Source organism: Rubrivivax sp. JA1026, assembly GCF_011065555.1.
Classification (GTDB): Bacteria; Pseudomonadota; Gammaproteobacteria; order Burkholderiales; family Burkholderiaceae_C; genus Rubrivivax; species Rubrivivax benzoatilyticus.
Genome location: NZ_JAALCQ010000013.1, coordinates 109043 through 120769 on the forward strand (window position 1 = coordinate 109043; position 11727 = coordinate 120769).

Below are 11727 nucleotides of genomic sequence, written 5' to 3' on the forward strand. Positions count from 1 at the left end.
TCAGTCGCGCAGCGTGAAGTGGAAGGTCGCGCCGCGGCCGGGTTCGGCCTCGGCCCAGACCTCGCCGCCGTGGCGGCGCACGATGCGCCGCACCGACGCCAGGCCGACGCCGCTGCCGGGGAACTCGCTGGCGCTGTGCAGGCGCTGGAACAGGCCGAACAGCCGGTCGGCCGAGCGCATGTCGAAGCCCGCGCCGTTGTCGCGCACGTAGTACGAGACGCGGCCCTCGTGCGGCTGGCTGGCGAAGACGATGCGCGCCTTCGGGTTGCGCGCGCTGTACTTCCAGGCGTTGCCGAGCAGGTTCTCGAGCACCAGGCGCAGCAGCGTCGGGTCGCCGCGCGTCGCCAGGCCGGGCTCGATCTCGACCTCGACGCGGCGCTCCGGCGGCGACTGCCGGCGCAGGTCGTCTACGACCCAGGCCGCGAGCTGCGACAGGTCCACCGGCTGGCGTGCCAGCGGTTGCTGCGACAGCTTGGCCAGCGCCAGCATCGAGTCGATCATGTGGTTCATGCGCGCCGCCGCGCCGAGCACCCGGTCCAGGTGCTCGTTGCCGAGACGGTCGAGCTGGCGGCCGTAGTCCTCCTTCAGGATGCGCGTGAAGCCCTCGACGACGCGGATCGGCGCGCGCAGGTCGTGCGAGACGGTGAAGCTGAACGCCGCGCCGTCGCCTTCTTCGCCGGCGCGGGCGGCCTGCATCACCAGCAGCCCGGCCTCGGCCTCGATGTCGCAGCGGCGCAGCACCCAGCCGTCGACCTCCGTCGCGCTGCCCGGCGCCGAGGCGGCGAGCGCCTCGCGCACCGCGGCCGGCAGCCGCGCGAGGACCTCGCCCCAGGCTGGGGCGTCGCGCTCCAGCCAGCGGCGGGCCGCCGGGTTGAGGGCACGCAGCGCCCAGCCGTCGGCGCGGCCGTCGCCGGCGGCCAGCAGCGCCGGCACGTCGACGGCCTGCAGCACCGCCTGCAGCGCCGCATGGTCGGCCGCCAGCGCGTCCTGCGCCGCCACCGGCTCGGCGGTGCCGCTGAAGCCGTCGAAACGGCCGAGTTCGTCGAAGCTCGGCGCGCCGCGCAGCCGCCAGGCGCTGCCGTCGGCGCGCAGGCGCACGCGCAGCGCGCGGAAGGCGCGCTGCGTCGCCAGCCGTGCGCCGAGATCGCCGTCGGCTTCGGGATGCGAGGTCTCGAACTGCTCGCACAGCGGGCCGCCGGCGGCCGGGCCGCCGACGCTGCTGCCGGCCGGCGGCTGCAGCGCGACGAGGCGGTGCGACGCGTCGCTGCGCCAGACCCAGCCGTCCAGCAGCGACTCGGCCTCGCGGCGCGCGGCGCGGGCGCCCCGCAGCGCGGCCTGCGCCGCCTGGCGTTCGCGCAGCCCGCCCAGCGTGTAGGCGGCGGCGCCCACGCCCACCAGGGCCAGGCCGCCGAAGAGCGCGCCGCGGTCGCCGCCGCCGGTGCAGCCGGTCATCGACAGCAGCCCCGCGATGCCGGCCAGGCGCAGCGCGAGAGCGCTGCCGGCGTGGCGCAGGCGGTGGCGGGTGACGAGCATGTGAACGATTGTACGGACGGGGGCTGCGGCCGACGCTGTCGACAGCAAGCCTGCGGCAGGACACGAAAGCGGCGCCGGAAACGGGTATGGTGCGCGGGCACGTGCCGGTCGCCGGGGCGCGGCGGAGACGCCGCGCACGAGGTGCTGCGGCAAGATTGCTCACCGCGGCGGCGTCCGTGGTGCCGCCTGTCGTGACCCCGCTTGACCACCGCCGCGCCGGGCGCCATCCTCGCCGCCTGACCGGCGGCATGGAGCTTGCCTCGCAGCCCCGCCTATGACTGGCCAGAACATTCCGCACGACGCCCCCGCCCCGATGCTCGACGACACCGCGCTCGCGCGCCTGCGTGAACTGGACCCCGACGGCAGTCTCGGCGTCGTCGGCCGCGTGCTCGAGACCTTCCGCACCGCGCTCGGCCGTGACCTCGAGCGCCTGGCCCTGGCGCGCGACGCCGGCGATCTGAAGACCGTCGGCGAGGTCGCGCACAAGGTCAAGTCCTCGTCGGCCAGCGTCGGCGCGCTCGAGCTGTCGGCGCTGTGCGCCGAGGTCGAGCGCCGCGTGCGCGCCGGCGACACCGCCGACATCGCGCCGCGCGTGCAGGCCCTGCTCGACGAGGCCCAGCGCGCGCTGCGTGCCGTGGTCGCGGCGCTGCGAACGTGAGGGCCCCGGCACACGATCCGATCCCTCCGCGCCGCGACGACGCGGCGCTTCTCGCTCGCCCGGAGGTCCTGCTCGTCGACGACGACGAGGTCGGCCTGCTGACCACCGCCATCGCGCTGCGCGAGCGCGGCTTCGCCATCGTCGAGGCCACGCGCGGCGAGGAGGCGCTGGCCATCCTGCGCGATCGCAAGCCCGATCTGGTCGTGCTCGACGCCCAGATGCCGGGCCTCGACGGCTTCGAGACCTGCGCCCGCATCCGCGCGCTGCCGGGCTTCGAGCGCCTGCCGATCGTCATGCTCACCGGGCTGGACGACGAGGCCTCGATCAAGCACGCCTTCGACGTGCACGCCACCGACTTCTACACCAAGGACAAGGACCGGGCGCTGAACTGGAGCCTGCTGGCGCGCCGCCTCGAGTACGTGCTGCGCGCGGCGCGCACCACCGTCGAGCTCGACCGCAACCGCGAGAAGCTGGCGCGCGCGCAGCAGCTCGCGCGCATGGGCAGCTTCGAGTGGCGCCAGGGCGGCGGGCTGACGCTGTCGCGCGAGGCGCTGGAGGTGCTCCGCGTCGGCGGCCGGCCGCCGACGCTGCGCTCGCTGCTGCGGCGCGTGCCGCGGGCCCTGCGCCTGCCGTCGCTGCGGCTGCTGCGCGACCGCGTCGCCCAGCGCCGCGCGCTCGACCAGGACCTCACGCTCGACGACGGCCTGCTCGTCGTGCACGTCGCCGGCAAGGCCGAGGAGGACGAGCACAAGCGTTTCGTCGGCTACGACGGCTTCCTGCAGGACATCACCGACCGCCACCGCGCGCAGAGCCAGTCGCGCTATCACGCCGCCTTCGACATGCTCACCGAGCTGCCGAACCGGCGCGAGTTCATCCGCCGCGCCAACCTCGCGCTCGAGGCCAGCCGCCAGCATGGCCTGCGCCACCGCGTCGCGCTGCTGCAGATCGACCTCGACCGCTTCAAGCAGATCAACGACACGCTGGGCCACCAGGTCGGCGACGAGGTGCTGCGCGAGGTCGCCACGCGGCTGCGCGGCTGCATCCGCTACCACGCCGACATCGACGACAGCGCCGTCGAGGCCGCCGGCCCGCGGGCCCACCGCGACCTGGAGACCGTCGGCCGTGTCGGTGGCGACGAGTTCGTCGTGCTGCTGCCCGAGGTCACCGACCCGGCCGACGCCGAGCGCGTCGCGCAGCGCATCGTGCTCGCGCTGCGCGAGCCGATGCGCCTGGCCGGCGTCCACGACCGGGTCGTCACCGGCAGCGTCGGCGTGGCCCTGTTCCCCGACGACGGCGAGACGGTGCAGGAGCTGCACCGCAACGCCGACCTCGCGATGTACGAGGCCAAGAAGGAGCGCGACTCGAGCATGGTCTACGGCCCCGGCCTGCTGCAGCGGCCGATGCTCGAGGCGGCGCTGCCCGGCGCGGCCGGGCGCGGCGAGCTCGAGCTGCATTACCAGCCGCAGGTCGACGTCGCCAGCGGCCGCCTGGTCGGCGTCGAGGCGCTGATGCGCTGGCGCTTCAACGGCCGCCTGGTGATGCCGGGCGACTTCATCCCGCTGGCCGAGGAGTCGGGCGACATCCTCGGCATGTCCGAGTGGGCGCTGCGCGAGGCCGCCGCGCAGGCGCGCCGCTGGCAGGCCGACTTCGGCTTCGACGGCACCATCGCCGTCAACCTGCCGCCCAAGCTCTTCCTGCGCAACGAGCTGATCGACCTGATCGACCAGCTGACCTCCGACGGCGGCGGCCCGCGCCGGCTGCTGTCGCTGGAGATCACCGAGACCAGCCTGATGCGCGACGTCGTCGGCGTCGGCCCGGCGCTGCGCCGGCTGCACCAGATCGGCGTCGACGTCTCCATCGACGACTTCGGCACCGGCTATTCCAGCCTGTCGCACCTGTCCGGGCTGCACTGCGCAGAACTCAAGATCGACCGCAGCTTCGTCGCCAAGCTCGGCATCGAGCCCACCGCCGTGCACATCGTGCGCACGATCATCGCGCTGGCGCGGCACCTGTCGCTGCGTGTCATCGCCGAGGGCGTCGAGACCGAGCATCAGGTGGAGCTGCTCCACAGCCTGGAGTGCACCCGCATGCAGGGGTACCACATCGGCCGGCCGGTGCCGGCACCGCAGTTTGAACACTGGTTCGCGACGATGGCGCTGCCGCTGCCCGCGGCCGCCGGCGCCGGCCTCGCGGCCGCCGCGCACGATCGCTGATGAACGCGCCCACCCCGGCGCAGATCGCCAAGGGCGCGCTGCGGCGCCTGGCGATGGCCAAGCTGGAGCCGACCCCCGAACACTACGCCCGTGCCTACGCCGAGGAGGCCGGCCTGCCGCTGCCGGCCGACCCCAAGGCCCAGGGCCCGGTCTGGGCGGCGCTCGTCGAGAAGCTCGTCAAGGGTGTCGAGCGCGGCGGCCGGCAGTGGACCACGGCGCGCAAGAAGGAAAGCCTGCAGCGGGTGCTCGACGGCAGCCGCGGCGACCTGCAGCGCCTGCAGCAGCGCCTGCAGGCGCTGGTCGGCGCCTGGGACGGCGACCACCGCTACGAAGACCCCGAGGCCCCGTCGGCCGAAGGCGACACGCCGCTGGAGCTGCCGCCCACCGCGCCGGCGCCGCTGGACGAGGCCCCCGGTGCCGAGGCTGCGTTGCCCGACGCGCCCTGGCAGCCGGTCGTCGCCAGCCTGGAGACCACGGTGCGGGCCGGCCTGCCGCCGGCCGAGCCGCGGGCCGCCGAGCTCGCCGACCGCCTGGCCGCGCTGGCCGATGCCATCGCCGCCGACGGCGTGTCGCCCGAACGGGTCGCCGAGGTCGACGAGCTCTGCCAACGTGCGCGCCGGCTGTTCGCCCACCGCCACCACCTCGTCGAGCAGCTCGGCGACCTGTGCCGCGAGCTCGGCCGCGGCCTGGTCGAGGTCGCCGAGGACGACAGCTGGGCGCGCGGCCAGTGCGAAAGCCTGGAGCAGCGCCTGGCCGACGGCATCACCGCACGCGGCGTGCGCGCGGCCACCGAGCTGCTGGCCGAGACGCGGGCGCGCCAGCAGCGCGTGCGCGACGAGCGCAACGCCGCGCGCGACGCGCTCAAGGGACTGATCCACCGCCTGCTCGGCGAGGTCGGCGCGCTCGGCGAGCACACCGGTCGCTTTCACGAGAGCGTCGGCCGCCATGCCGAGGCGGTGGCACGCGCCGAGTCGCTGGAGAGCCTGGCCGGCGTGGTGCGCGAGATCGTCGACGAGAGCCGCGCCGTGCAGCAGCTGGTCGGCGCGGCGCAGCGCCGCATGGAGGACGAACACGCCAAGGCGACCGAGCTGGAGACACGCGTGCGCGAGCTCGAGGGCGAGCTGCGGCGGCTCTCCGACGAGGTCTCGACCGACGCGCTGACCCAGGTCGCCAACCGCCGCGGCCTGGCCCAGGCCTTCGACGCCGAGCGCGCCCGTGTCGACCGCGCCGGGCCCGAGGCGGCGCCGCTGGCGATCGGCCTGATCGACATCGACAACTTCAAGAAGCTCAACGACACGCTGGGCCACGCCGCCGGCGACCTGGCGCTGAAGTCGCTGGCCGCCGCGGTGCGCGAGCGCCTGCGGCCGGTGGACCATCTGGCGCGCTTCGGCGGCGAGGAGTTCGTCGTGCTGCTGCCGGCCACCCCGCTGGCCGAGGCGCAGCAGGCGCTGACCCGGCTGCAGCGCGGCCTGACCGAGGCGCTGTTCCTGCACGAGCAGCGCGAGGTCTTCGTCACGTTCTCCGCCGGCGTCACCGCCTGGCGCCCCGGCGAGGCGCTGGAGATCGCGCTCGAACGCGCCGACGAGGCGCTGTACGAAGCCAAGCGCAGCGGGAAGAACCGCACCTGCACGGCCTGAGCGGTTACGGCTTGTTGCTTTCGGGCCCTCAACAGCGGGCCCCGGGAAGCCGACTCATCGAAGACGATGAGCTCCCCACGATCGCCCTTCGGTCTGCTGCGGACGGCCTTCGACGCCGTCTTCCGCCAGGACCTCGCGCTGCGGCGGGGCCCCGGCGGCGTGCGCGTCGTGCTCAAGCGCGCCGACGGTGGCGCCGAGCCGCCGCCGACACCCGAGGAACTGGAACGCCGCCGCCAGCACGCCGAACTGCGGGCCGCCCGCGACGAGCTCACCGGCCTGCTCGACGAGGATCACACCGCGCGCTCGACGATGCGCCATCTGGCGGTGGTCGAGCACGCGCTCGGCCGGCTCGGCTGGCAGGCGCTGGAACGTGTGCCGCTGGACGTGCTGCAGCGTGCGCTCGAGCAGTTCGAGGAGCGTGTCAGCAACTGGTCGGCGCGTGGCCTGGCCTGCCTGCGTTCGCGCATGGCGGTGGCGGTGGCCGAGCGGCTGCGCCGCGAAGGCCCGCCCAGCGGCGAGGCCGCCGCGGCGCTGGATTCGCCGCCCGACGTCGCCCGCCAGGCGATCGACCGCGCGCGGGTGACCGCCGCCGTGGCCGAGCCCGAGGTCACCGAAGCCGGCGACGACGACGAGGCGCAGGCGCTGCTGGCCGCCTACGGCTCGCTGGTCGAGCCGCCACCCGGCCGCTGAACGGGCGTGTGCCGGGTCTCGCCCGGCCTCAGAAGGTGATGACCTTGTCGGCCCAGAGCGTCCACTGGGCGAGTTCGGGCAGGGTGCCGATGCGCGTGCCCTCGACCAGCGGCAGCTCGGCCAGGCCGCGCGCCAGCGCGCAGGTGCGGCACAGCGCGATCGGCACCTCGCGCGCGGCCAGTTCCTGCACCAGCCCGAGCAGCCCGTTGCCGCTGCCGTCGCCCTGGTTCGGCAGGCCGAGCACGACGGCGTCGGACATCAGGAACAGGCGCAGCTCGGGTGGCGTGCCGTCGCTGCCGGCCAGCGCGTTGGCCAGCCGCAGGGCCGACAGCACGCGTTCGCTGCCGTACGGCGGCGCGTGGACGATGATGAGGATGCGCTGCATCGTGGCCTTTCGCCGCGGCGCCCGGGCGCCGCGCGGCGCCGATCATAGGCCGCTCAGGCCGAGCGCTTGAACACCGACAGCGCCGCCCCGGCGGCGATGAACAGCGAGCCGAAGACGCGGTTGAGCAGGCGCACGTGGCTCGCCGAATGCAGCGACCCCAGCACGCGCGCGGCCAGCGCGGTGTAGCCGGCCATCACGACCAGGTCGGTGAAGCCCAGCGTCAGCCCGATGACCAGATACTGCGGCGCCAGCGGCTCGGCCAGGTGCAGGAACTGCGGCACCACGGCCAGCAGGAACACCGTGCCCTTCGGGTTCACGGCGTTGACCATCCAGCCGCGCAGCACCATCGTGCGCCGCCGCACCGCCGCCGCCTCCTCGCGCGCCGCGGCCAGCGGCCGCGCCGGCGCGCGCCACTGCTGGATGCCCAGCCACACCAGGTAGGCCACGCCGCACCACTTGACGGCCTGGAAGGCCGTCGACGACGCCGCGATCAGCGCGCCCAGGCCGACGCCGACGACCAGCAGCTGCGTCCAGATGCCGGCGACCAGGCCCACCGTCGTCCAGTAGCCGCGGCGAAAGCCGTGGTGCAGGCCCGAGGTCATCGCCGCCAGCGCACCGGCGCCCGGCGACAGGCTGATCGCCCAGGAGGCGGCGAAGAAGGCGAGCCAGGTGGAGAAGTCCATGCGGCGGGGTGGTCGAGGCGGCGGGGCGCCGAGTCTAGGGCACTACAGCAGCAGCAGCGCCGCGGCAGCGACGACGGTCGGCCCCAGCGCGCCGAGCAGCAGCCCGCCGGCGCCGATGCTCTCGTCGGCGAAGCCGCGGCGCAGCAGCGCGACGCCGGCCGGGTTCGGCGCGTTGGCGATCACCGTCAGCCCGCCGCCGGCCACCGCGCCGGCCACCAGCATGTACTTGGCCTCGTCGGAGATGCCGGGGATCAGCGAGCCGAGGTAGGTCAGCGCCGCGTTGTCGGTCACCGCGGTCAGCGCCAGCGCGCCGAAGAACAGCGCCAGCGGCTCCAGCGACTCGACGATCGGCCGCAGCCACCAGGCCTGCAGCCCGCCCAGCACGACGAGCCCGGCGAGGAAGAAGGCCACCAGCAGCGCCTCGCGCATCAGCAGCGGACTCTGGTGGCGCTCGTAGGCCTGGGTGAAACCCAGGAACAGCAGGAAGACCGCCAGGAAGGCCACCGGGTGGTGGGCCAGCATCACGATCGCCGCCAGCACCGCGACGTGCACCAGCACCACCGCCACCGGCGGCTGCGGCGCCGGCGCGGCGGCTTTCGGGTCGGCGCGCAGCGAACCGCGCAGCAGCCAGGTCGCGACGCTGGCGTTGAAGAGCACCGCGATGGCCGCCTTCCAGCCGAAGTTCTGCAGCATGAAGGCGCTGTCCCAGTTCCAGGCCGACGCGACCATCAGCACCGGCGGTGCGGCGTAGGAGGTCAGCGTGCCGCCGATCGACACGTTGACGAACAGCACCCCCAGCGCCAGATACTTGGCGCGCTCGGGCACGTCGCTGCGGAAGGCCAGCGGCGCCAGCGTCAGCGCCGCGATCGTCATGGCCGCCGGCTCGGTGACCAGCGAGCCGCTGAGCGGCACCACGCCCAGGCCGAGCCAGGTCACGGCCACCGCGCGCGACATCGGCAGCCGCGCCGCGGCTGCGTCGACGAGGCTCCTCACCGCGGTGAGCACCGGGCCGGAGCCGGCCACGACCATGACCACGAAGACGAACAGCGGCTCGGTGTAGTTGCGCGACTCGGCGTAGCCGATCGCCGCGGTCGGGCCGACGACGAAGGCCAGCAGCAGCACCAGCACGATGGCCCAGAAGCCGAACACGACCTCGACCTCGCCGAGCAGATGGAACAGGCCGGCATGGCGCGGGAAGCGGTGCGACAGGCGCTCGAACTGGCGCGCGGTGAAGGTGTGCAGCAGTGCGACGGCAAAAACGATCGCAGCCACCGTCTCGACGGCGGGGTGGTTCATGCGGAGGAGGGGATGCAGCCGCGCGGCGGCCCGACCTGCGCGAAAACCTGCCGCGGCGATCTCCGCGGCACCCGGCCACAACTGTACCCGCTGACGCTTTGACGCCGCCGGCGCGGGGTCTTGCCGTTCGCCTGCGGATTTCGACCGTTCACCTGCGGCGCGCTGCCGTTGGCCGAAAGCGGGGCTCCGCGAGGCCCTCGTTTGATCTGCTCCAAATCCCACTGCGGGGGTTTCAAAAGCCGTTTTCGGGGCTGCCGCTGGCACCTGCGATTTCACCGTTCAGGGGGCCGCATGCGCCGCTGGCGTGAAAGCCCTGCGGCCCCTCCGGCGACTCCTAGGATGGCTCCCGTCAGACAAACGTTCCGACACTTCGATCGATCAACCAACCGGATGGAAATAGAAATGGACCAAGCCATCTATTTCGTCGTCATGGCTGTTTGCGTCCTCGCCCTGGCATATCGCTTCTACGGGATATTCTTCGTGCGCAAGGTGCTCGCCGCCGACGACAAGGAAATCACCCCCGCACACCAACTCGAGGACGGCAAGAATTACGTCCCGACGAAAAAATGGGTCAATGCGGGCCAGCACTTCGCCGCCATCGCGGCGGCCGGCCCGCTCGTCGGCCCGGTGCTCGCGGCCCAGTTCGGTTATCTGCCGGGCTTTCTCTGGCTGCTCGTCGGCGCCGTCATCGGCGGCGCGGTGCACGACACGGTCGTGCTCTTCGCGTCGATGAAGCACCAGGGCAAGTCGCTGTCCGAAGTCGCCAAGGCCGAACTCGGCCCGGTGGCCGGCTGGAGCACGGGCCTGGCGATGCTGTTCATCATCACGATCACGATGGCCGGTCTGTCCATCGTGGTCGTGCACGCGCTGGAACGCAACGCCTGGGGCACCTTCGCGGTGTTCATGACGGTGCCGATCGCCATCGCGCTCGGGCTGTATGAACGTTACTTCGGTTCGTCGAAGTGGGCCACCTACGTCGGCGTCGCCGCCGTCGCCGCCTCGGTCGCCGTCGGTCCGCACCTCGCGGGCACGGCGCTCGGCGAATGGCTGACGCTGCACAAGACGACCGTCAGCTGGGCGCTGCCGATCTACGCCTTCTTCGCCACCGCGCTGCCGGTCTGGATGCTGCTCACCCCGCGTGGCTACCTGTCCAGCTTCATGAAGGTCGGCGTCTTCCTGGCGCTGGTCGTGGGCGTGATCTTCATCAACCCGACGATCCAGTTCCCGGCGGTGACCGAGTTCATCAACGGCGGTGGCCCGATCCTGAAGGGTTCGGTCTGGCCGTTCATCTCGATCACGATCGCCTGCGGTGCCATCTCCGGCTTCCACGCCTTCATCGGCTCGGGCACGACGCCGAAGCTGGTCGACAAGTGGACCGACATCCGTCCGGTGGCCTTCGGCGCGATGCTGGCCGAGTGCCTGGTCGGTGTCATGGCCCTGATCGCCGCGACCTCGCTGCATCCGGCCGACTACTTCGCGATCAACTCGACGCCTGAAGTCTTCAAGACGCTGGGCATGACGGTCGTGGACCTGCCGCACCTGAGCCAGGAAATGGGCATCGACCTCGCCGGCCGTACCGGCGGTGCCGTGACGCTGGCCGTCGGCATGACCTACATCTTCACGAAGATCTCCTGGTTCACCGAGCTCGCCGCCTACTTCTTCCAGTTCGTGATCATGTTCGAGGCGGTGTTCATCCTGACCGCCGTCGACTCGGGCACCCGCGTCTCGCGCTACCTGATCCAGGACCTGGTGGGCGACTTCTTCCCGGCGATGAAGAACCTGAACTCCGTGCCGGCGGCGATCACCGCCAGCGTCATCGCCTGCGTGCTGTGGGGCTACCTGCTGCTGTCCGGTGACATCAGCTCGGTCTGGGCGCTGTTCGGTGTCTCCAACCAGCTGATGGCCTCGATCGGCCTGATGATCGGCGCGACCATCATCCTGCGGCTGTCGGCCAAGCGTGCCTACATGCTGACCTGCCTGGTTCCGCTGGCGTACCTGTTCGTGACCGTCAACTATGCCGGTTACTGGATGATTACCAACGTATACCTGAACAGCGCGGCCAAGGGCTACAACGTCTTCAACGGTGTCATCGCCTCGATCATGCTGGTTCTCGGCATGGTCATCATGGTGGCCTCGGTGAAGCGCTGGCTGGTGCTCTGGAAGGCTCGCGGTGAATCCAAGGCGATTCCCGCCGACCTGACCACGGCACACGCCTGAAGTCCCCCCAAGACGTTTTCCACGAATAACAACAAATAACGGTCCCGGCCCACCCGGCCGGGACCTCACGAAACGCCAACCAGCAGTTTTCGTTTAAGGAATCCAAATGAATACCATGACCATCGTCAGCAGCCGCGCGAATGCCTGGGAAGGGTTCGTCGGTGGACGCTGGGAAACCGCCGTCGACGTCCGCGATTTCATCCAGAAGAACTACACCCCGTACGCCGGCACGAGCGCCTTCCTCGAAGGCCCGACGACGCGCACGCTGGCGCTGTGGAAGAAGCTCTCCGAGCTGCTCAAGCAGGAGCAGGCCAAGGGTGTGCTGGACGTGTCGACCGACCGTCCGTCGACGATCGTGGCGCACGACGCGGGTTACATCGACCAGGGTCTGGAACTGATCGTCGGCCTGCAGACG

9 protein-coding genes and 1 pseudogene are annotated in these 11727 nt (G+C 72.2%); 6 read left to right on the plus strand and 4 right to left on the minus strand.

Going from position 1 to position 11727, the window contains the following annotated elements; genetic code table 11:
• Positions 1-1533, minus strand: coding sequence for an ATP-binding protein (locus G5B56_RS19255; protein WP_051141715.1), 1533 nt, complete (start codon positions 1531-1533; stop codon positions 1-3).
• A gap of 313 nt (positions 1534-1846) precedes the next feature.
• Here G5B56_RS19255 and G5B56_RS19260 point away from each other — a divergent pair, with 313 nt between their 5' ends.
• The 4 genes from G5B56_RS19260 to G5B56_RS19275 all read left to right on the plus strand — a co-directional run bounded on the left by G5B56_RS19260 (position 1847) and on the right by G5B56_RS19275 (position 6731).
• Entirely contained in the window at positions 1847-2191 is a 345-nt protein-coding gene (locus tag G5B56_RS19260; protein WP_009855480.1) for an Hpt domain-containing protein, read from the plus strand.
• A complete protein-coding gene (locus tag G5B56_RS19995) occupies positions 2188-4404 on the plus strand; it encodes an EAL domain-containing protein (RefSeq protein ID WP_164964261.1) in 2217 nt (738 codons plus the stop codon). The genes G5B56_RS19260 and G5B56_RS19995 overlap by 4 nt, the downstream gene beginning before the upstream one ends.
• The gene (locus G5B56_RS19270) at positions 4404-6041 is read left to right on the plus strand and encodes a diguanylate cyclase (protein ID WP_009855482.1); all 1638 of its coding nucleotides are present in this window, start codon (positions 4404-4406) and stop codon (positions 6039-6041) included. Before G5B56_RS19995 ends, G5B56_RS19270 begins: the two co-directional genes overlap by 1 nt.
• 66 nt (positions 6042-6107) lie before the next feature.
• Complete coding sequence (locus G5B56_RS19275; protein WP_009855483.1) at positions 6108-6731, plus strand: hypothetical protein; 624 nt, start codon at positions 6108-6110, stop codon at positions 6729-6731.
• Between the two features lie 28 nt (positions 6732-6759).
• Here G5B56_RS19275 and G5B56_RS19280 read toward each other — a convergent pair whose 3' ends face one another.
• Genes G5B56_RS19280 through G5B56_RS19290 form a run of 3 tightly spaced genes read right to left on the minus strand, consistent with a single transcriptional unit; the run spans position 6760 to position 9095 of the window.
• Positions 6760-7116 (minus strand): DsrE/DsrF/TusD sulfur relay family protein, encoded by a 357-nt coding sequence (locus G5B56_RS19280; RefSeq protein WP_164964262.1) that lies wholly within the window; start codon positions 7114-7116, stop codon positions 6760-6762.
• 53 nt (positions 7117-7169) lie between these two features.
• Positions 7170-7799, minus strand: coding sequence for a LysE family transporter (locus tag G5B56_RS19285; RefSeq protein ID WP_009855485.1), 630 nt, complete (start codon positions 7797-7799; stop codon positions 7170-7172).
• Positions 7800-7841: 42 nt separating this feature from the next.
• Complete coding sequence (locus tag G5B56_RS19290) at positions 7842-9095, minus strand: putative Na+/H+ antiporter (protein ID WP_164964263.1); 1254 nt, start codon at positions 9093-9095, stop codon at positions 7842-7844.
• 402 nt (positions 9096-9497) lie between these two features.
• On the opposite strand from G5B56_RS19290, the gene G5B56_RS19295 reads away from it, so the two are divergent.
• Together G5B56_RS19295 and G5B56_RS19300 are read left to right on the plus strand one after the other, a co-directional pair.
• A complete protein-coding gene (locus G5B56_RS19295; RefSeq protein ID WP_164964264.1) occupies positions 9498-11312 on the plus strand; it encodes a carbon starvation protein A in 1815 nt (604 codons plus the stop codon).
• Between the two features lie 106 nt (positions 11313-11418).
• Positions 11419-11727: pseudogene (locus tag G5B56_RS19300) on the plus strand (formate acetyltransferase); the annotation flags it as partial.

What these genes read in the sequence shown, in the direction of transcription:
- G5B56_RS19255 (WP_051141715.1), bottom strand. Translation starts at nt 1,533, where the DNA reads ATGCTCGTCACCCGCCACCGCCTGCGCCACGCCGGCAGCGCTCTCGCG.
- G5B56_RS19260 (WP_009855480.1), top strand. Translation starts at nt 1,847, where the DNA reads ATGCTCGACGACACCGCGCTCGCGCGCCTGCGTGAACTGGACCCCGAC.
- G5B56_RS19270 (WP_009855482.1), top strand. Translation starts at nt 4,404, where the DNA reads ATGAACGCGCCCACCCCGGCGCAGATCGCCAAGGGCGCGCTGCGGCGC.
- G5B56_RS19275 (WP_009855483.1), top strand. Translation starts at nt 6,108, where the DNA reads ATGAGCTCCCCACGATCGCCCTTCGGTCTGCTGCGGACGGCCTTCGAC.
- G5B56_RS19280 (WP_164964262.1), bottom strand. Translation starts at nt 7,116, where the DNA reads ATGCAGCGCATCCTCATCATCGTCCACGCGCCGCCGTACGGCAGCGAA.
- G5B56_RS19285 (WP_009855485.1), bottom strand. Translation starts at nt 7,799, where the DNA reads ATGGACTTCTCCACCTGGCTCGCCTTCTTCGCCGCCTCCTGGGCGATC.
- G5B56_RS19290 (WP_164964263.1), bottom strand. Translation starts at nt 9,095, where the DNA reads ATGAACCACCCCGCCGTCGAGACGGTGGCTGCGATCGTTTTTGCCGTC.
- G5B56_RS19295 (WP_164964264.1), top strand. Translation starts at nt 9,498, where the DNA reads ATGGACCAAGCCATCTATTTCGTCGTCATGGCTGTTTGCGTCCTCGCC.